This window comes from Actinomyces oris (assembly GCF_001553935.1).
Lineage (GTDB): Bacteria > Actinomycetota > Actinomycetes > Actinomycetales > Actinomycetaceae > Actinomyces > Actinomyces oris_A.
Genome location: NZ_CP014232.1, coordinates 2,889,433 through 2,909,307 on the forward strand (window position 1 = coordinate 2,889,433; position 19,875 = coordinate 2,909,307).

The window sequence follows — 19,875 nt, forward strand, 5'->3', positions numbered from 1 at the left end:
CCTGACGCCTCATCGGGCGAGCCTGTCGGCCAGGGCCAGGTAGGCCTCCTCCAGGGAGACCGGCCGCGTCAGCACGTCCGACGGCGCTCCCACGCCGGCTTCGGCCAGGACCTGGCGAACCTGCTCGTCGGCGTCGGTAGTGCCGGTCGCCTCGATAGCCCAGTAGACCGTCACGGCCCACCGGGCCGAGGAGGCGCGCTGCTTCACCGTCGCCCGCGACCCCAGACCGCTGCGAAGCGCCTCGACGGCGCCCCCGTGGCGGGCCGGTAACGTGAAAGTCGTGGTGGCACTCACCCCGGCCAAGGCGGACACGTCCCCCACGCCGCCGCGCACGACGATCCGGCCCGCCCCGATCACCGAGATGATGTCGGCCAGCTCCTCGACCTCCGGCATCGAGTGCGAGGTCAATAGCACCCCCGTTCCCCGCTGCGCCAGCTCACGCACCAGATCGCGTACCTGCAGCGCCACGTCCGGGTCCAGGCCGGTGGTGGGCTCATCCAGCAGCAGAAGAGCCGGCGACCCGAGCAGCGCCCGGGCCAGGTGCAGACGCTGCCGCATCCCTCGAGACAGCTCGCCCGCCTTGCGGGACGCCGCCTCGACCAGCCCCACACGCTCCAGGGCGTCCATGACCGCACTGTGTCGCCGCCGGGCGTCGAGACCCTGAATATCGGCGAAGAACAGCAGGTTGTCGCGTGCCGTAGCTCGCGGGTAGAACCCCAGCTCACCGCCCAGGACCAGGCCCAGCCGGGACCTGGCCCGCTCCGGATGGCGCACCGCATCGATGCCATCGACCCAGACCTCACCCGACGTCGGAGCCAGCAGCGTGGCGCACATCCGCACCGTCGTCGTCTTACCGGCACCGTTGGGCCCCAGCAGACCATGGACCTGCCCCGCCCCGACGTCCAGGGACACATCCTCCACGGCGACGAAGGTTTTGTCCTTTTTCCCGAAGGAGCGAACCAGGTGGGAGGCACGCAGCAGCGAATCCTCATTAAGCAATACCATAGAGCCCCTCCACTTCCAAAGGATCACAATCAATAACGTCAGCCACCCTCTCAGCCTTATAGTCGCCAAAGAATAAAATGAATGCATCAATTGCATGCCTTAGATCAGCAAGATCAGGTAGATGCACAAATCCTTCAAGAGCAGATCGCCCCGCATTACCGACGTTTTCAGCGGCTATTCATGTACACGAAGACATGCGTCATCCAACATGACTGCGCCGACTGCCGGCCGTGATTCCATCCCGTCATCATGCCGGCAAATACTCGCACCTTTATATAAGATATTTTACGTATCAAAATACAGTTCGCAACACTTGACGTGTAGTCAAGATTCGAAGATGACGTACAGCACAGGGACAATGAGACCACATGCTGAGGCGTCTGAGCGGCGACTGCGCCACGGATGCCATGATCGGCAGCATGAGCACCACTGAGTCGCATACCACCTCCCCCATTCTGACCTGCGGCGCGCTGGCCGGCAACATCGTGCGTCTGGAGCCGCTGTCGCCTGAGCACGTACCGGGGCTGCAGATGGCCGCAGAGGGGGCCGCGACCAGCCCCTTCGCCACGGTGCCGGCACCGGAGACGGTCGAGGACTACGTGGCCCATAGCCTGGCCCGCCGGGACACGGGTACCTACGCGCCCTTCGCCCAGGTGGAGGTCGCCACCGGCCGCGTCGTCGGGCACACCGCCTACCTGACGCCCCGGTGGATGCCCGATGGGCGGCTCTTCGCCGTCGAGGTCGGCTCCTCCTGGCTCTCCCCCACTGCTCGCGGCACCGCCATCAACCCAGCCGCCAAGCTCCTGCTGCTCACGCAGGCCCTCGAGGACTGGAGCGTGGACCGTGTGGACATCAAGACCGATGCACGCAATGCGGTGGCTCGCGGCGCGATCGCGGCCCTGGGGGCGACCTTCGAGGGGATCCTGCACGCCTGGCAGCCCTCGCTGGCTCCCGGTGAGGAGGGGCGCACGCGCGACACGGCCATGTTCGCCATCACCCCACAGCAGTGGCCCGAGGTCAGGACCCGTCTGGCCGAGCGCATCGAGAGGCGCTCGACGTCGTCGAAAGGATGAGAAGGAATGACTGAGCTGCGTGATCCGGCTGAGGTCTTCGCCACGGAGATCGGCTGGCAGCCGGCGCTGGAGCGCACCGATCTACTCGCCGAGCCCGTGGCCGCCGCGCTGCGGGCGCTGGAGGCGGCCTCGCCCGAGGGTACGGACCTGGCCCGTCAGGCGCAGGTAGTGCCCATTGACCCGTCCCACTCCGACACCGACGCCCTCAACGCGCACTACGACCTGGATCCTGAGGCGACCGGGAACTGCGTACTCGTGGCCGGTAAGCGGACCGGCCAGGAGCGCATCGCCGCCTGCGTGGTGCGCGCCACCGACTTCGCCGACGTCAACCACGTCGTCAAGAAGCGCATTGACGTGCGTAAGGCCTCGTTCCTGCCGGTGGAGCGGGCCGTGGAGATGAGTGGCATGGAGTACGGCGGGATCACCCCGGTCGGCCTGCCCGAGGACTGGCGCCTCTTCATCGACGGCGCCGTGGCGGAGCGGGCCACGGTACTCATCGGCTCGGGCGTGCGCCACTCCAAGCTCCTGGTGCCCGGGGCACTGCTGGTGGCGCTGCCGGGGGCCGAGCGCGTCGAGGACCTGGGGGTACGCCCCGCCTGAGCGGGCCGGTCGGACCGTTCAGGCGGGGCCAGTCCTCAGGCTCTCAGCCCAGGGAGTCCAGGACGATGTTGAGTCCCTCGCTCATGGTGGGGTGGGTGATGACGGCGTCGCGCACCTGCTGCCACGTCAGGTCGCCCAGCATCGCCATCTGGATGCTGGTGACGACCTCACTGGCCTCGGCGCCGATGATGGCGGCACCCAGGATCAGGTCGGTGCGGGCGTCGATGATGACCTTGAAGAAGCCCTCGGTACGGCCCAGGGTCTTGGCGCGCGGGACGGCCGCCGTCGGGGTCTTGGCGACGCGCACCTCATAGCCGGCCTCGCGGGCCTCGGCCTCGCTCATGCCCACGTGCCCGAGCTCGGGCGTGGTGAAGACGGCCCAGGGGATGAGACGTCCGGTGGTGGAGGCCTCCTTGCCGGCGAAGAGGTCGCGCAGGACGCGGAAGTCGTTCCAGGAGGCGTGGGTGAACTGGGGCGTTCCGGCCACGTCACCGGCGGCGTAGACGTTCTCGGCGGTGGTGCACAGGTGGTCGTCGACGCGCACGAAGCCGCGCTCGGTCAGCTCCACGCCCGCGGTCTCCAGGCCGAGGCCGGCGGTGACGGGGGTGCGCCCCAGGGCGACGAGCAGGTGGGATCCGCTCACCTCGTGCCCGTCGGCGGTGGTGACGACGACGCCGTTCCCGTCGGCCGCGGCGGCGACCTTCGAGGCGAGTGCGCCAGTCAGGACCGTGACCCCCAGGGCCTCCAGGCCGGCGGTCACCTCAGCGGCGACGTCCTCGTCCTCGCGGTCCAGGATGTGCGGCCCGGCGTGGACGATGGTGACCGGGACACCGAGGAGCCCCATGAGGGAGGCCATCTCGACGCCGATGACGCCGCCGCCCAGGACGATGAGGCTACTGGGCAGCTCGGGCAGGGTGAGCAGGTCCTCGCTGGTCCAGTAGCGCACGTCGGACAGGCCCTCGATCGGGGGGACCGACGGCGTGGTGCCGGTGTTGATGAGGACCTTGGCGCCGCGCACGCGCCGCAGGCCGCCGTCGTTCAGGGCGATCTCGACGGTGCGCTCCCCCACGAAGCGGGCGGTGCCCTTGACGAAGTCCATGCCGGAGGCGGGGAACATCTTCTCGTGGGCGGCCACCATGCCGCCCACGACGGCCTCCTTGCGGGCGCGGAAGGAGGCCAGCTCGATGCGGGCCTGGGCCAGGGCGTCAGCGCCACCGTCCTGCTCGGGCAGAGTGACGCCGTAGGTCTGCGAGCCCTGGACCTCCCGGAGGACGCGGGCGGCGGAGATGAGGGTCTTGGTGGGGATGCAGGCGACGTTGATGCAGGTGCCGCCCACCTTGTCACGCTCCACCATGACGACCTTGTCGCCGGCCTTGGCGCGCAGCATCGCCAGGGACTTGCCCGCCTTGCCGCCTCCGACGACGAGCAGGTCGACCTCCTCGACCGGGACGTCTGTCTGGTTGGTCGCGTCGCTGTTGACGGTGGACTGTGACATGAGTGCGCATCTCCTTCGGCGGTCGCCGCTCGGCATGATCTGAACGCCAAGGGCAACGGGAAGCGAAGGGCCGCTATTCCGGGGCGACTGCCCAAGGTCTCAGTGAATCGCCGACAGCAGCCGGGGAATCCTCACGCTGCTCTTACCCCTCCCGACCGGTCATTGGGGCGACTTATCCTTTCGTCCTCACTGATACCTGGCAGCCCTACTGCTCGCCGAGAGCAACCAGGGCTGCATGCAGAGAGTCAACGAGCGTGGCAAAACTCACGTCAATGGGGGCATTCATGGCGAAGCCACCGTGGACCTCGATATCCACGAAGCCATGGAGTGACGCCCGGGTCATTCGCACAGCGTCGATGATCCGATCCTCGGGGATGCGGTAGCCGGACAGCGCCGCGGTGACGATGGCAACCGTGCGTTGCGCAGCGGATGACCGTAGCGGACTCAGGCTCCCGTCCGAGGACTCGGCAGGGACCTGGGTCATCGGATAGAGCCCGGGGTGCGCGTGGGCGAAGCCTCGATAGGCGTCGGCAAGGGCTCGCAGGGCATCAGGCCCGGCCAACCCCATGACGGAGGCCGCCAGACGGTCGGCGAACTCGTCCACCGCCCGCACGGAGACTCCTCGGACCAGGTCGCTCATTCCGGAGACATGCTTGTACAGGCTCGGCGGCGCGACTCCCAGATCGGCAGCCAGACGACTCAGGGACAGTTCCTCAAGGCCGTGCTCGTCAACGATCTGCGCGGCTCGTTCCACCACGCGTTCGGCGCTCAGTCCTGCTCGTGGCATCGTGCACTCCTCACCTCTCCCCCCGCCGGCCTTGCCTCAGCATTGCCGGCGATCATACGCCGGGCGAAGTCGACCACCTGCGGCCCAACGAGGCCGGGGCGTTCCAGCATCGGGGCGTGCCCCGCACCGGGAACGATGACAACCTCTCCCCCACCTCCACCAACAGCGCTTGCTACCCAGGCGGCCTCAGCCGCAGGGTCCTTCCAATCTGGATCCTCCTGCCCCATAACCACGAGGGCGGGACAGTCCACCTTGTCCAGCCACGGGGAGACAACGCGGTGATCAGTACGAGTCGTCGCCCAGAAGGCGCGCCAGCGCCCCGGACGGCACAGCAAGCCCGTCAGACGCGTGGCCCGCTGCTGGGCATCAGGTAGACCGGGCCACAATCTGGCGGAGTAGCTGTTCCACACAGCAGGCCCCCAAGGGCGCATCAGCGCAGCCCCAAGCATGGCGCGCTGCACGAGCGTCCAGACTCGACTCTGCGGCCCACGCAGGAAGGGGCAGACGAGGACGAGCCCACACACCAGGTCAGGGCGACGCCCGCCGGCGATCACTGCAGCGGCTCCGGACATGGAGGCGCCCACAAGGATGGCGGGACCGGCGTCGAGAACCTCAATCAGGGCAATGAGGTCGGCTGCGGTGGCCTCATCGCCGTAGGCGGTGAAGGTCGCCGAGCTGTCCCCGTGACCGCGCAGATCCGCAGTGACGACACGAAACCCCGCCTCGTTCAGGGACTGCGCCAGCGGCGTATAGACGTCCCGCACGTCCCCCATGGCCGGCGAGCAGACGACAAGCGGCCGACTACTCGGTACATCCGATCCGGCACTTGTTCCGACAGGTTCGTACACCTCGTAAGCGATGGTGCCGCCCGGCACCTCAAGTTGGCTAATAGTCATAGCCATAAAGTTACTGTCAATAACCTCTGGGGGCAAGCAGCCCTTCCAGACCTGATCTCAGGCCAAGGAGGCACTCACCATCGTGCCCATCAACAACAACGCGGGGCGATCGCTGATCTGCGATCGCCCCGCGTTGTCAACGCACGAGGTCTCAGGAGCTGGCGAGCTGGCGCAGCACGTACTGCAGGATGCCGCCGTGGCGGAAGTAGTCGGCCTCCCCGGGGGTGTCGATGCGCACGACGGCGTCGAAGGAGACCGCCGAGCCGTCAGCCTTCTGCGCCGTGACCGCGACGGTGCGCGGGGTGGTTCCCTCGTTAAGCGCGGTCAGGCCCGTGATGGAGAAGGTCTCGGTGCCGTCCAGGCCGAGCGACTCGGCGCTCTGGCCGGCCGGGAACTGGAGGGGAACCACGCCCATGCCGATGAGGTTGGAGCGGTGGATGCGCTCGAAGGACTCGGCGATGACGGCCTTGACGCCCAGCAGAGCCGTGCCCTTGGCCGCCCAGTCACGTGAGGAGCCCGAGCCGTACTCCTTGCCGCCCAGGACCACCAGCGGGATGCCAGCGTCCTGGTAGGCCTGGGAGGCGTCGAAGATCGACTCCTGCTCGCCGGTGAGGAAGTTGCGGGTGTAGCCGCCCTCGACGCCGTCGAGCAGCCGGTTGCGCAGGCGGATGTTGGCGAAGGTGCCGCGGATCATGACCTCGTGGTTGCCGCGGCGCGAGCCGTAGGAGTTGAAGTCCGCGCGGGCCACGCCGTGCTCGGCCAGGTAGCGCCCGGCCGGGGAGTCGGCCTTGATGGCGCCGGCCGGGGAGATGTGGTCGGTGGTCACCGAGTCCCCCAGCAGGGCGAGCACTCGGGCGTCCTTGATGTCGGTGACCGGGGTGAGCTCCATGGACAGGCCCTCGAAGAAGGGGGCCTTGCGCACGTAGGTGGACTCCTCGTCCCAGGCGAAGGTGTCCCCCTCGGGGGTGTCCAGGCCCTGCCAGCGCTCGTCGCCGGCGAAGACATCGGCGTAGTCGCGCGTGTACATCTCGCGGTCGATGGTGGCGTCGATGACGGCCTGGACCTCGGTGGGATCGGGCCAGATGTCGGACAGGAAGACGTCACGGCCCTCGGGGTCCTGGCCCAGCGGCTCGGTGGCGAAGTCGATGTCCATGGTCCCGGCCAGGGCGTAGGCGATGACCAGGGGCGGGGAGGCCAGGTAGTTCATCTTGACGTCGGGGTTGATGCGCCCCTCGAAGTTGCGGTTGCCCGAGAGCACCGAGACCACGGCGAGGTCGGCGTCGTTGACCGCCTGGGAGACCTCGGCCGGCAGGGGCCCGGAGTTGCCGATGCAGGTGGCGCAGCCGTAGCCGACGACGTTGAAGCCCAGCTCGTTGAGGGCGGGCCACAACCCGGCCTTCTCGTAGTAGTCGGTGACGACCTGGCTGCCCGGGGCGGTGGAGGTCTTCACCCAGGGCTTGGAGCGCAGGCCCCGGGCGACGGCGTTACGGGCCAGTAGGCCGGCGGCCATCATCACCGAGGGGTTGGAGGTGTTGGTGCACGAGGTGATCGAGGCGATGGCGACGTGCCCGTTGTCGAGCTCGGTGGCGGTGCCGTCGGCCAGGGTCACCGGCGTCGGCTTGGATGGCTGGGAGGCGTAGGTGGGCAGGACCTCCTGGAAGGACTCCTTGGCCCGTGACAGGACGATACGGTCCTGGGGGCGCTTGGGGCCAGCGATGGAGGGCACCACGGTGGACAGGTCCAGCTCGAGGTACTCGGAGTAGACGGGCTCGCGGGCCGGGTCGTGCCACATTCCCTGGGCCTTGGTGTAGGCCTCGACCAGGCGCACGCGTTCCTCGGAGCGGCCGGTCAGGCGCAGGTAGTCCAGGGTGACCTCGTCGATCGGGAAGATCGCGGCGGTGGAGCCGAACTCGGGGCTCATGTTGCCGATGGTGGCGCGGTTGGCCAGCGGTACCTCGGCGACGCCCTCGCCGTAGAACTCGACGAACTTGCCCACCACGCCGTGGGCGCGCAGCATCTCGGTGATGGTCAGGACCACGTCGGTGGCGGTGGCGCCGGCGGGGATGGCACCGGAGAGCTTGAAGCCCACCACCTTGGGGATGAGCATGGAGACGGGCTGGCCCAGCATGGCGGCCTCGGCCTCGATGCCGCCCACGCCCCAGCCCAGGACGCCCAGGCCGTTGACCATGGTGGTGTGGGAGTCGGTGCCCACGCAGGTGTCGGGGTAGGCCTGGGTGACGCCGTCGGCCTCGTGGGTGAAGACGATGCGGGCCAGGTACTCGATGTTGACCTGATGGACGATGCCCGTACCCGGTGGAACGACGCGGAAGTTGGACAGCGCTCCCTGTCCCCAGCGCAGGAACTGGTAGCGCTCGGCGTTGCGCTCGTACTCGCGCTCCTTGTTGCGCTCCAGGGATCCGGGCAGGCCAAAGGAGTCGATCTGCACGGAGTGGTCGATGACCATCTCAGCGGGGTTGAGAGGGTTGATGACCTCGGGGTCGCCTCCGAGGTCAGCGACCGCCTCACGCATGGTGGCCAGGTCCACGATGCAGGGCACGCCGGTGAAGTCCTGCATGACGACGCGGGCCGGGGTGAACTGGATCTCCGTGTCGGGCTCGGCGGCCGGGTCCCAGGCGGCCAGGGCGCGCACGTGATCGGCAGTGATGTTGGCACCGTCCTCGGTGCGCAGCAGGTTCTCGGCCAGCACCTTGAGGCTGTAGGGCAGGCGCTCCAGGCCGGGGACGGCGTCGAGGCGGTAGATCTCGTAGTCGCGGCCGTCGACGTCGAGGGTGCTGCGGGAGGCGAAGGTGTTGAGGCTGGTCACCGGGGCTCACTTCCAGTTGTCGTACCGATCCGGCTCGCTGCACCACCACGGGTCTGTCACGCGGACCTGCGTTGACAGACAGGCGGAGGCTGCGCGGATGCTCCGGAGTGGACCGTAGCCCACGGCGTGTCATCCGTTGTCAATACGTAGGGAAGGTTGGCCAAACTCGGTGTGTGGGCGGGCGCCCCGGGGACGCATTTGGTGATGCCGGCCGCACGCAACCCCACTGACCACCCGTTCAGGAGCGCTCGAGTACCGCGATCGTCTCGAAGTGGTGGGTGTGCGGGAACATGTCCAGCGCGCTCATGGAGCCCAGCGTGTAGCCCGAGCGCAGGAGGGTTCCCAGGTCCCGGGCCAGCGCCGCCGGGTCGCAGGCCACTAGGACGATCCGCTCGGCCCCCAGGGCGCCGACGGCCTCGATGACCTCGCACCCAGCCCCTTGCCTCGGCGGGTCGAGAACGACGACGTCGGGGCGGCCACCGGTGAAGGAGCCGGCGAGCTCGCGCACCGAGCGGGCGCTCACGCGACCCGAGGCCAGGCGTGCGGTGGGGTGGTCATGCAGGGTGCGGCGGGCGTCGCGAACGGCCTGCTCATTGCCCTCCAGGGACAGGACCTGACCGCGGTCCCCCGCCAGGGCGGCCAGCGGCAGGGTGAACAGGCCGGCCCCCGAGTAGAGCTCCAGGACGCGGCTACCCGCGGCGCCCTCTAGGTCCTCCCTCAGGGCGCCGCGCACGACGCGCTCGACGAGCATCCGGGGGGCGTCGACGTGGACCTGCCAGAAGCCCTCTGCATGGACGGAGTAAGTCAGCTCCCCCAGCCCCAGGGCGGAGGCGTCCACGACCTCCCGGACTCGGCGCCGTCCGGTGCTGCGGGCCTGGGAGGTCAGGAGTCGATCGTCGAGCAGGACGACGGGCTCACCGCCGCTGGGGGCGATGGCCTCGATACGCATGCCGGGCCGGTAGTGGGCGCGCCAGCGGGAGCGCTCCAGCAGCCCGATCTCGGTGATGGCGTCAACCGCCAGGGGCAGGCTGCGCAGGGGCAGGACCGTCCCGGAGCGGAAGGCATGCATGCCGGGCCGGCCGTCCTCACCGACCGTCAGGCTCACGCGGGTGCGGGTGGCGGTTCCGGCCAGGGCACGCCGCCGGGCGCTGTTGGAGGCCTGGGCCGCGGCGTCGGTGGGCATGGGCTCGATCGGCACGGCGGCAGCGGCGGAGGCCTCAGGCAGGGCGGCGACGGCGTCGGCCACCTCCTGCCCGCCGATCCGGCGCAGGCAGTCGGCCAGGACCCAGCGCTTCCAGGTGCGCTGGGCGTCCAGGGCCACGTGGGCGAGCTCTCCCCCACCCACGCCGGCCGGGCCGGCCTCGGGCCAGACGGACTCGACGCGGTCCGGGGAGGCCTGGAGGATCTCAACGGCGTCGGCGCGCCAGGTCCGCGAGGTCATCTCGGTCAGGCGGGCCCGCACGGTCTCACCGGGCAGGGCGTGGCGCACGAAGATGACCCGGCCGCCCGGGTCGTCCACGGGGCGGGCCACGCAGTGCCCGCCGTGCGCAGGGGCCCCCACCGCCAGGGTCAGCTCGCGCGGCTCGCCACGGCTGGGGGCGGGCTGGTCTGCGCTCCGGCTGGGCTGGGGGGTCATCGATTCTCCTGGGGGTCGGCACCGACGCCGCCGGTGCCGGCGGGGCTGTGCTGGTCGAGGTGGCTGAGGTGACTGAGATGGCTATCGACGTGACGGCGCATGGCGACGTCGGCGTCGATGATCCCCTCGGCGGTGCGGGCCCGCACGCCGTGGTGGATGTGCCGTTGTCCGGGCAGTCCCAGCTGCCAGGGCACGGAGGCCACGACGACCCCGGGGGTGAACAGCAGGACGGTCTTGAGGCGCAGGGCGGTCTGGTTGTGGAGGATCTGCTCCCACCAGTGGCGCACGATGTACTCGGGCAGGAAGACGACGACGAGGTCTCGGGGGGACTCCCGGCGCACCGAGCGGACGTAGTTGATGACCGGGCGGGTGATGTCCCGGTAGGGGGAGTCCAGGACCGTCAGGGGCACGGCGATGTCGGCCTCCTCCCAGGCGTCCAGGAGATGCTCGGCGCCGCCGTCACCGGTGTCCACTGTCAGGGCCTCCAGGACGGTGGGGTGCGTCGACTGGGCGTAGGTCAGGGCCCGCAGCGTGGGCTGGTGGAGGCGGGAGGCCAGGACGATGGCGTGGACATGGGCCGGCAGGACGCGGGCGTCGTGGAGGTCGGAGATGGCCACCTCCTCGCTGACTCGGCGGTAGTGGCGGCGGATCCGGTTCATCACCAGGTAGAGCAGCGCCATGATCGTCAGGGTGATCCAGGCTCCCCGGGTGAGCTTGGTGAGCAGGACGATGACCAGGACCGTCCCGGTGCCCAGCACGCCGATGGAGTTGATGATGCGGGCGCGGTGCATGCGTGAGCGGGCCCGCGGCTCAGTGGCGATGGTCAGCTCGCGTGTCCAGTGGCGCACCATGCCCACCTGGGAGAGCGTGAAGGAGATGAACACGCCCACGATGTAGAGCTGGATGAGGCGGGTCGTGTTGGCCTCGAAGCCGATGAGGAAGGCCACGGCCCCCAGCCACAGGACGATGATGCCGTTGGAGAAGGCCAGGCGGTCGCCGCGCTGGGAGAGCTGGCGGGGCAGGAACTCGTCACGGGCCAGGACACTGGCCAGCACCGGGAACCCGTTGAAGGCGGTGTTGGCGGCCAGGACCAGGATCAGCCCGGTGACGGTGGCGACCAGGTAGAACATCGGGCGGAAGCCGGAGAAGACGGTGGCGGCGATCTGTCCGATCGCGGGGTCCTGGTGGTAGCTGTCCCCGACCGGGACGCCGTTGTGCAGGAGCTGGTGGGCCGGGTCCTCCACCATGCGCACGCCGACGGCGCCGGCCAGGTGGATGACGCTCATGAGCATCAGTGCGGCGATTCCTCCCAGGAGCAGCAGCGTGGTAGCGGCGTTGCGGGACTTGGGGCGCTGGAAGCTGGGCACGCCGTTGGAGATCGCCTCCACGCCGGTCAGGGCCGCGCACCCCGAGGAGAAGGCCCGCAGGACCAGGAAGCCTCCGGCCAGGCCGGTCAGGCCATGCTCCCAGCCGGCGTGAGTGACGACGTCGAAGCCGGCGGACTCGGCCCGCCCCAGGGTCCCGGTCAGCTCCTGGACGAGGCCGGCGACGGCCATGATGCCGATGACACCCATGTACAGGTAGGTGGGGATGGCAAAGGCCCGGCCCGACTCGCGCGAGCCGCGCATGTTGAGCACGGCCAGGACGGTGACGACCGCGACGGCGATCTCCACCTTGTAGGGGACCAGGGCGGGCAGGGCGGCCGCGAGGTAGGAGGTGCCCGAGGACACTGAGACCGCAACGGTCAGGACATAGTCGCTCAGCAGGGCCGAGGCCACCAGGAGCCCGGCGTGGGAGCCGAGGTTGGCCGAGACCACCTCGTAGTCGCCGCCGCCCGAGGGGTAGGCGTGAACGGTTTGACGGTAGGAGGCCACGACGACGGCCAGGACGCCGACGACGGCCAGGGCCACCCACGGCGACAGGGAGGTGGCCACCACACCGGCCACGGCCAACGTGATGAGCACCTCATCGGGGGCGTAGCCCACGGAGGACAGGGCGTCGGAGGCGAATACCGGAAGGGCGATCCTCTTGGGCAGGAGCGTCTCCCCCAGAGCTCCGCTGGGAACAGGACGGCCGACGAGAAGCCGCTTGATGCGGTCTGCGAAGTCACGCACGTCTCCAGATGTTACGTCCGCGGCCCGACAACGGAGTACCGTCCTCCTCGTGCACTTCGTCATCATGGGTTGTGGGCGCGTGGGAGCGTCCATGGCTGTTCAGCTCGACCGTATGGGGCACTCGGTGTCCGTCATCGACCGCTCCTCGGACTCTTTCCGCCGCCTGCCCTCGGACTTCAACGGCCGCAAGGTCAAGGGTGTCGGTTACGACCGCGACGCCTTGGAGCAGGCGGGCATTGATGAGGCCTACGCCTTCGTGGCCGTGTCCAACGGGGACAACTCCAACATCGTGGCTGCGCGCGTGGCCAGGGAGAGCTTCGGCGTGGACAACGTCGTCGCCCGGATCTATGACTCGCGGCGGGCCGATGTCTACGAGCGCCTGGGCATCCCCACAGTGGCCACCGTGCGTCAGACGGCCGACCAGATGATGCGCCGCATCCTGCCGGGCTCCAGTGCCCGCGAGCTCGAGGACCCCTCGGGCACGGTGGCTCTCATCCAGCCCAATGCCTCCCCGCAGTGGGTCGGTACGACGATCGGGGTGTTGGAGGACCGCCTCAGAGTGCGGGTGGCCTGGATCTCACGCGATGCCACGGCGCTGCTGCCTGAGGCCGCCACCGTCATCCAGGAGCACGACCGACTGCACCTGGCGGTGAGCACCGACCGTATCGGCCAGGTCCGCCGCGCCCTGTCACACGCCCCGACCCAGGAGGCCTGAGCCATGCAGATCGTCATCGCCGGAGCCGGATCCGTGGGCCGTTCCATCGCCCGCGAGCTCATCAGCCACGGCCACGAGGTCACCCTCGTCGACCGTTCCACCGAGGCCATGCGCATCGCCTCGGTCCCGCAGGCCGACTGGCAGCTGGCCGACGCCTGCGACATCGACGCCCTGGAGCGCGCCGGGGCTGAGACCTGCGACGTTATCGTGGCCGCCACCGGGGATGACAAGGCCAACCTGGTCATCTCCCTGCTGGCCAAGACCGAGTACGGGGTGCCGCGCACGGTCGCGCGCGTCAACAACCCCAAGAGCGAGTGGCTCTTCGATGAGACCTGGGGCGTGGACGTGGCCGTGTCCACCCCGCGCTTCATGACGGCCCTGGTGGAGGAGGCCGTCAGTGTCGGCAGCCTGGTGAGCATCTTCCACTTCCACCAGTCGGGCGCCTCCATGCACGAACTGACCCTGCCGGAGGACTCACCGGTCATTGGCGAGCTCGTCACCGACATCGAGCTGCCGCCCCACACGGTGCTGGCCGCGATCCTGCGCGACTACCGCCCCATCACACCGGACCGCGACGAGCGCTTCGAGCGCGGCGACGAGCTCATCTTCCTCACGGCGCGGGAGGGAGAGTCCAGCCTGAAGGAGCTGCCCCTCATCTTCACGTGACGGTGGGCGGTGCTACCGCTCGACGGGAGCCTGGGCCTGGGCGATCCGGCTGGGGGCCACCAGCAGCCAGATGAACCACAGGGTCACGGCGTACAGCGGCACGCCCAGGATGAGGCGGGCCGCTCCGAGGTAGGACACGGCCTGGGCTCCGGCCAGGTAGAGGGGCACCTCAACGACGAGCCGCAGGGCGAACATGAGCGTCAGGACCCAGGTGCCCGCGTGGTAGCGGCGCCGAACATGGCGCAGGGCCGGCTCGGTGCGCCAGGCCGAGGGCAGTGCAGCGGGGTCGTCGTCGGCCTGTGGAGTCTCGGCGCGACCCGAGTCCCGGCTCGCCTGGCCTCCCTCGGCGTGAGCCGACTCGTCGGTGACGCGATGCCACAGAGTCATGAGGGCGCCCACGATCGGCCAGCCGATGAGCAGGGAGACCAGGCAGGCGACCAGCCAGGCCGCGTTGATCATGAGGCCGGTGGCGTAGAAGTTGGAGGCGTCGCCACTACGCCAGGCCCACAGGGCCGAGACCAGGACCAGCGCAATCCCACCGACGACCTGAGCAGGGGACTGACGCTGTACCAGGCGGGCCACGAAGCAGATGGCGCTGATGGCCAGGGAGGCGATCAGGGCCGCCACCAGTGCGACGGGCCGCACCGCCATGACCAGGACGAACATGAGGGTGGGCACCACTGACTCGAGGATGCCGCGCCACCCGCCCACGGCGGCCATGGCGTCGAAGCGCTCGGAGTCGATGGCCCCCAGCCCCGTACGGGTGGTTCCAGTGGAACGGCTGCTCATTCGATGGTCCTTCCCGCAGGTGGCTGCCGGTTGCTACTGCCCCGGCCCCAGCAGGCGATAGGCGGGGTTGTGGATCTGCTGGCGGTGGGTGCCGTCGGCGACCCTCCCCTCAGCGAGGAGGTGGGCCCCCGGCTTGATGCCGGGGATGCGTCGCCGACCCCACCACACCAGGTCAATGCTGCCAGTGCCGTCATAGAGCTGCCCGACGAGGATGGGCTTGTCCTGGCTCGAGCGGTAGGTGACCGCCTGAAGCACACCGGAGACGCAGGTCCGCTGGCGCGAGGTGAGTGAGCCGATCGGATCGGTGCCCCGTCGGCTGGCGGAGCGCTCCTCATCCTCGGCCTCCAAGTGCTCGCGGCTGGTGCGCAGTGATTCGTAGAGCCGCTTGACCCGCGCCGACAGCACCCCCATTTAACGCACTTCGGCGATGGTCGGGCCGGGTGCCAGCGGGTCGATGCCTGGCAGGTCCTCGGCCTCAGGGCCGGCTGCGGCTCCGGGCGCGTGCAGGGGCAGGATCTCACGGGGCGGACGGGCCTGGCCGTCGCGCACGACGACGATTCCGCGCAGCACCTCCCGCAGCGCCTGGGCGGAGTGCTCGGAGGAGGCGGCGGGCCCCTGAAGGACGCCGCGCAGGAACCAGCGGGGGCCGTCGATCCCCAGGAACCGGATCGTGCCGGTCGCCATCGTGCCGTCGGGACCGCGCATGGGCAGGTGCGCGATCAGCTCGGTGCCGTGCTCCCCGTCGCTCTCCTCGTAGCGGGCGCCGTTCCCGGCGAGCTCGTTGGCGATGTCGCCGCGCAGCTCGTCCCAGATGCCCGCGGTGCGCGGCGCGGCGAAGGCTCGCAGCTCGAGCGCCGAGCCGCCCAGCGCCAGGACGACGGCGGTGACGGTGCCGTCGGGCGCCTGCTCCAGACGCAGCTGCATCCCGTCAACGGCCGGGACCTGCAGCGCCCCCAGGTCGATACGGGGCACCTCCTCCTGGTCCTCGGGCAGCTCACTGAGGTCCCAGGGGCCGGGGGCGGCCTCGTCGAGGTCGTCGTCGCCGGGGTCGCGCCCGAGAATGGACTCGTCAGAATCGGTGGTTGCGTCGTCACGACGGCGCGAGAACAGTCCCATGGGGATCTCCTGAGTTGGGTGGGAGCGTCAGCCGGCGCAGTCGGCGCACACCGGAAGACCGGTCGCCTCGTCGACGAAGGCCAGCTGGCTGCGGTGATGGACGAGGAAGCACTCCGAGCAGGTGAACTCGTCCTCGAGCTGCGGAACGACGTGAACGCTCAGCTCCTCACGGGACAGGTCCGCCCCGGGAAGCTCAAAGCCCTCAGCGGCCTCGTTCTCGTCCTCCTCGATCGCGGCGGACGACTGGTCCTTCTGCCGCGAGGTCAGCTCTTCGATGGAATCGGCCTCGGGCTCGTCATCATTCTTGCGCGGGGCGTCGTAGTCGGTCGCCATGGCCTCGTCACTCTTTCTGTCGACGGCTCTCGGGTGACCTTCGCAAGCCGGGAGCTGAGCCGTGCATGCGCACCGGCGTCGTGCCGACGATTCGGCGCTCCCGTCCCGGAAGGCACGCGCACAATAGCACCGCCAGGTGGGCCGTCAAGCCAAATCGCCCGACGAAGGAGCACGATTGGCTTGCAGTGTGTCCATCCCGGGGGATTTCACGAGGGTATTCACACCTGCTTCACATGTGGCACACCGCTGCGCCTCCCACGGCTGGGCGCCTGCGGATGGCAGGCTGTGGGGCACAGTGGAGCATATCGTGCTGACACGGGATGAAGGAGGCCCCACCCATGGTCGAACTCGAGCTGCTGGGTGCCAACGGTGACACGATTGTCATGACCGACGAGGACGGCGAGCGTTACAGCATCGTCGTCGACGACGCCCTCAGGGCCGCGGTGCGCCGTGACCGCGGAGCGATCCTGCCCCCGTCGGGGACGGTCGCCGAGGCGCCGGCGCCCCTGCGCCCCCGGCAGCTCCAGGCCTACATGCGCGCCGGTGCGACCGCCGCCGAGGTCGCCATCAGCACGGGCATGGACGTGGAGCACGTGCGCCGTTTCGAGGGGCCGGTGCTCGCCGAGCGCCAGTGGGCCGTCTCGCAGGCCCAGTCCTGCCGGATCGGCTGGGAGAAGGACTCCCCCCTGCTCGGCGAGCTGGTGGTGGACCGCCTGGCCACACGCGGCGTCGACCCTTCCAGCCTCGAGTGGGACGCGCTGCGCGAGGGCCGCGACCCCTGGCTCATCATGGTGACCTTCGTGCAGTCCGCCGAGGAGAAGCAGGCGCGCTGGTCACTGGACCTGACCGCCCGCGCGGTTCACGCCCTGGACGATGAGGCTCGCTGGCTCACCGAGGCCGGAGCCGGATCCAAGCGCCCTGCCGTCTTCGACCAGGACTCCAAGGCCCCCGGGGCCTCAGCCTCTGCGCCGTCGGCCCAGTCGGGGCACTCCCCCGCGGCCGCGGGCTCAGCGGCCGGCAGTGCGGTCTCGGCGGCCTCCGCCCCGGCTGCGGCCTCCGGCGAGTCCACCGGGCTGGCCGTCGAGATGCCCGCCGGGATGCTGCCGGTTCGGGAGTACGGTCGCCCCACCAGTGGCGCCATGTCGGCCGATGACACCGACGCGCTGCTGGCCGACCTGGCCTCCAGCCGGGGCCGGCGCGTCGAGGTGGAGATGCCCCAGGACGACGACCTGAGCGGCTTCGCCGGTGAGGGTAACGCGGATGAGGACGCCTTCACCGATCCCCACGGCATCGACTACACCAGCAGCCCTGAGAGCCCCGAGGTCCCCTCACCCCCGGCCCGGGGCATGGAGGAGCGCCGCACCGAGGCCGGTTCCAGGGCCGACGATGAGTCCTTGGAGCAGACCGCGGGCCTGAGTGCGCAGGTCTACTCGATGTCGGAGCGCAGACGTCTGCACACCGGCAACCACCCGGCCGGAACCCGGCTGGTGACGGCCTCCAGCGCCCCCTCGGCGGCGCCGTCTGCCCCGAGCCCAGCGGTGGAGCGCATCCCCGTGGGACGTCGGGCACCGCTGGGGGCGGACAGCCCCACCGAACCGGTGCCGGAGATCCCCATGCCGTCGCGCTCCGAGGTCCTGGCCAAGGCCTCCCCCGGCCCGTCTGCCGCCTCGGCGGCGGGTACGCAGGAGCCTCTGCCCGACATGCCCAGGACGCCTCCGACCAAGAAGAAGTCCCGCCGTCGCTCACGGCGCTCCGTACCCTCCTGGGATGAGATCGTCTTCGGTGCCAGGCCCGAGTAGCCCAATCCTCAGGCCTCGGTGATGAGCAGCGGCACCTCGGTCTCGGCCGGGGTGAAGGAGCCGTGGACGCCGGGCATGGCGATGGCGGACTCGGAGTGGACCCGGGGGTCCACGAGGACCCAGTTCTCGGCCATGGCCACGACAACGTCCCCGACGACGCCCCGTGCTCGCGCGCCAAGGACACCCAGGTGCTCACCGGCCTGCTCCCTGGTCCCGATCCACATCGCCCGATCCCCCAGGACGTGGCGGTAGCGGTGGGCCACCTCGGCGGCCAGGTCCACGTCGCCGTCGGCAACGTGCAGGTGCGTCAGCCTGGGCTCTCCGGCCACGGCGACGACGTCGCGAACGAGATCGCGGTGGGCGCTCAAGTCGATGCGGTGATCGGGATCGGTATCGACCATGCCGTGGTCGGCGCTGAGGAGAATCCTGGTTCCGGCGGGAACACGGCGGGCCAGCTCGGCCATGGCGGCGTCGAGGCGCTCGAGCTGGGTCAGCCACTGCTCACTGAGCCACCCGTGCTTGTGTCCGGTCTTGTCCAGCTCGCCGACGTAGAGGTAGACCAGCGGGGTGCCGCGGCGCAGGGCTCCGGCAGCCAGGCCGGGCCGGTCCTCCAGCCGGTCGGCCCCCAGGTGCGAGGCGCCTCGTAGGGCGGCCTCGGTCAGGCCGGAGCCGGCAAACCGGCTCGGTCCGATGCTCACCGCGCTCTCGTCCGGGAGCCGTTCGAAGATCGTGGGCACGTTCTGCCAGGACCTGGGGCTGGGGACGTTGTCCCCCTTCCAGGTGATGAGGCTGAGGACCTGCTCGGGGCCGGGGACGGCGGAGGCATCAAGAGGGGACCCCAGGCGGGGGTTGAGCACCGAGTAGCCGACCATGCCGGTGGTGCCGGGCAGTGCGGAGGTGCCCAGCATGGTCAGGGCCGCAGCCGTCGTCGAGGGCCGGCAGGTGAGGATTCCCGCACCGGCGGCGGCAGTGGCGGCCTCGCGCTGTGCCAGCCACTGGCGCAGGGTGGGGGTGTGCCCGCGACGCTGACGGAGCATCTCCAGACCCAGACCGTCCACGAGGACGACGACGGTTCCCGGGCCGCCACCGGCCTCCCCCGGCTCACCGGCCGGCTCAATGCCCCAGCTGCGGGCGACCGCCCGGGCACGGGCGTCGGAGACGACTGGTTCAGCGGGATCGCCGGTGGGGCTGAGGACGGCATCTCGGTCGGCATCACGGTCGGTATCGCCGTCGTGCTTGGTGTCAGCCAGGCTCAGTCCGGCACTGACGGCGCCGACCGCCAGGACGTAGCGGAGCGCCGGATCCTGTGGGGAGTCCGGAGCGGGAGCCGGTGCGGGCTGTCCGCCGGCGGTCAGGGGCCCCATGACCGGCCCCGTCACAGGGCGGCGGCGCGGGCCGCCATCTGTGAGAGCCGGCCGGCGAAGGTCTCGGCGCGGGCCAGGGCGGCGGCGCCCTCCACGCCCGCGGCCACGCGGATGACGACGTCGTCGGGCACGGACACACCGGTCATGCCGTGGTCGGCCTGGCAGTCGGGGTCGCCGCAGGTGGCCGGCTCCATGTCGATACGGCGCACCGAGCCCCAGGAGACCGCGATCGTCATCTCGGTGAGGGTTCCTCCGCCCCGGGCCGGGTCGGCCACGCCGCGGGTCAGGGCCATGGAGCGGATACGGCTGAGCGGGACGGCCTCGCTGGTGGCCAGGGCGCCGGGGCTGCCGTCGTCGCGAGGGGTGTCGTCAACGTGGACGATGATGAGGCGGCTGGGGGTCAGAGCCAGGACGGTCAGGTGGCGGTGGACCGCCTCGGCGAAGGTGGTCTCGGACTGGACCATGCCGGAGAGGATTTCCTCCTCGCCCGTAGCCAGGCGGAGGGTGTCAAGCACCAGCTCGGGGTAGTAGCCGGCGAGCTCCACCTGCTGCACCAGGTCTGCGAAGGCCTCCTGGGACGCCTCGTGCGAGGCGGGACCGGTGGCCGAGCTGCGGCCTGAGTGGGTCGTCATGGTCGCCATTGTGCCATCGTCCGCCCCTGCG

At 70.0% G+C, this 19,875-nt stretch carries 18 protein-coding genes; 5 read left to right on the top strand and 13 right to left on the bottom strand.

The features are described from left to right. Nucleotides 1-9: 9 nt before the first annotated feature. Entirely contained in the window at nt 10-1,005 is a 996-nt protein-coding gene (locus AXE84_RS11665) for an ABC transporter ATP-binding protein (protein ID WP_060957990.1), read from the bottom strand. A 419-nt stretch (nt 1,006-1,424) separates the two neighbouring features. Here AXE84_RS11665 and AXE84_RS11670 point away from each other — a divergent pair, with 419 nt between their 5' ends. Both AXE84_RS11670 and AXE84_RS11675 read left to right on the top strand, forming a co-directional pair. Then, nucleotides 1,425-2,078 carry a GNAT family N-acetyltransferase gene (locus AXE84_RS11670; protein ID WP_060958273.1) on the top strand — a complete coding sequence of 218 codons (654 nt, stop codon included), beginning with the start codon at nt 1,425-1,427 and terminating at the stop codon, nt 2,076-2,078. Nucleotides 2,079-2,084: 6 nt separating this feature from the next. Then, on the top strand, nt 2,085-2,678 hold the full coding sequence (locus tag AXE84_RS11675; protein WP_060957991.1) for a YbaK/EbsC family protein: 594 nt from the start codon (nt 2,085-2,087) through the stop codon (nt 2,676-2,678). Nucleotides 2,679-2,721: 43 nt separating this feature from the next. On the opposite strand, the gene AXE84_RS11680 is transcribed toward AXE84_RS11675, so the two are convergent. The 6 genes from AXE84_RS11680 to AXE84_RS11705 form a co-directional block, all read right to left on the bottom strand. Beyond that, nucleotides 2,722-4,173 carry a dihydrolipoyl dehydrogenase family protein gene (locus AXE84_RS11680; protein WP_060957992.1) on the bottom strand — a complete coding sequence of 484 codons (1,452 nt, stop codon included), beginning with the start codon at nt 4,171-4,173 and terminating at the stop codon, nt 2,722-2,724. A gap of 205 nt (nt 4,174-4,378) precedes the next feature. Next, nucleotides 4,379-4,960 carry a TetR/AcrR family transcriptional regulator gene (locus AXE84_RS11685; RefSeq protein ID WP_060957993.1) on the bottom strand — a complete coding sequence of 194 codons (582 nt, stop codon included), beginning with the start codon at nt 4,958-4,960 and terminating at the stop codon, nt 4,379-4,381. Continuing rightward, nucleotides 4,942-5,733, bottom strand: a complete 792-nt coding sequence (locus AXE84_RS11690) for an alpha/beta fold hydrolase (RefSeq protein ID WP_236750067.1) — start codon at nt 5,731-5,733, stop codon at nt 4,942-4,944. Before AXE84_RS11690 ends, AXE84_RS11685 begins: the two co-directional genes overlap by 19 nt. A 274-nt stretch (nt 5,734-6,007) precedes the next feature. Continuing rightward, nucleotides 6,008-8,680, bottom strand: a complete 2,673-nt coding sequence (gene acnA / locus AXE84_RS11695; protein WP_060957995.1) for an aconitate hydratase AcnA — start codon at nt 8,678-8,680, stop codon at nt 6,008-6,010. 238 nt (nt 8,681-8,918) lie between these two features. Beyond that, on the bottom strand, nt 8,919-10,316 hold the full coding sequence (locus tag AXE84_RS11700; protein WP_060957996.1) for a class I SAM-dependent RNA methyltransferase: 1,398 nt from the start codon (nt 10,314-10,316) through the stop codon (nt 8,919-8,921). Then, nucleotides 10,313-12,430: an APC family permease gene (locus AXE84_RS11705; protein ID WP_060957997.1), complete on the bottom strand. Its 2,118-nt coding sequence runs from the start codon at nt 12,428-12,430 to the stop codon at nt 10,313-10,315. Before AXE84_RS11705 ends, AXE84_RS11700 begins: the two co-directional genes overlap by 4 nt. 91 nt (nt 12,431-12,521) lie before the next feature. On the opposite strand from AXE84_RS11705, the gene AXE84_RS11710 reads away from it, so the two are divergent. After that, nucleotides 12,522-13,145, top strand: coding sequence for a potassium channel family protein (locus tag AXE84_RS11710; RefSeq protein ID WP_236750068.1), 624 nt, complete (start codon nt 12,522-12,524; stop codon nt 13,143-13,145). 3 nt (nt 13,146-13,148) lie between these two features. Continuing rightward, nucleotides 13,149-13,811, top strand: coding sequence for a potassium channel family protein (locus AXE84_RS11715; RefSeq protein WP_004565026.1), 663 nt, complete (start codon nt 13,149-13,151; stop codon nt 13,809-13,811). Nucleotides 13,812-13,823: 12 nt separating this feature from the next. Here AXE84_RS11715 and AXE84_RS11720 read toward each other — a convergent pair whose 3' ends face one another. Genes AXE84_RS11720 through AXE84_RS11735 form a run of 4 tightly spaced genes read right to left on the bottom strand, consistent with a single transcriptional unit; the run spans nt 13,824 to nt 16,049 of the window. Beyond that, nucleotides 13,824-14,600 (bottom strand): DUF3159 domain-containing protein, encoded by a 777-nt coding sequence (locus tag AXE84_RS11720; RefSeq protein WP_010615097.1) that lies wholly within the window; start codon nt 14,598-14,600, stop codon nt 13,824-13,826. 33 nt (nt 14,601-14,633) lie between these two features. Next, nucleotides 14,634-15,011: an OB-fold nucleic acid binding domain-containing protein gene (locus AXE84_RS11725; protein WP_060957999.1), complete on the bottom strand. Its 378-nt coding sequence runs from the start codon at nt 15,009-15,011 to the stop codon at nt 14,634-14,636. Further along, nucleotides 15,012-15,716, bottom strand: a complete 705-nt coding sequence (locus AXE84_RS11730; RefSeq protein WP_060958000.1) for a DUF3710 domain-containing protein — start codon at nt 15,714-15,716, stop codon at nt 15,012-15,014. A 27-nt stretch (nt 15,717-15,743) separates the two neighbouring features. Beyond that, nucleotides 15,744-16,049: a DUF4193 domain-containing protein gene (locus AXE84_RS11735; RefSeq protein WP_004565030.1), complete on the bottom strand. Its 306-nt coding sequence runs from the start codon at nt 16,047-16,049 to the stop codon at nt 15,744-15,746. Between the two features lie 320 nt (nt 16,050-16,369). Between AXE84_RS11735 and sepH the strand changes: the two genes are divergently transcribed. Beyond that, nucleotides 16,370-17,848 (top strand): septation protein SepH, encoded by a 1,479-nt coding sequence (sepH, locus tag AXE84_RS11740; protein WP_081093167.1) that lies wholly within the window; start codon nt 16,370-16,372, stop codon nt 17,846-17,848. Between the two features lie 8 nt (nt 17,849-17,856). Here the strand turns inward: sepH and AXE84_RS11745 are convergent, their stop codons facing one another. Both AXE84_RS11745 and AXE84_RS11750 read right to left on the bottom strand, forming a co-directional pair. After that, nucleotides 17,857-19,212, bottom strand: coding sequence for an alkaline phosphatase family protein (locus AXE84_RS11745; RefSeq protein ID WP_081093168.1), 1,356 nt, complete (start codon nt 19,210-19,212; stop codon nt 17,857-17,859). 11 nt (nt 19,213-19,223) lie between these two features. Further along, nucleotides 19,224-19,844 carry a DUF5998 family protein gene (locus AXE84_RS11750; protein ID WP_175284670.1) on the bottom strand — a complete coding sequence of 207 codons (621 nt, stop codon included), beginning with the start codon at nt 19,842-19,844 and terminating at the stop codon, nt 19,224-19,226. Nucleotides 19,845-19,875 lie beyond the last annotated feature (31 nt).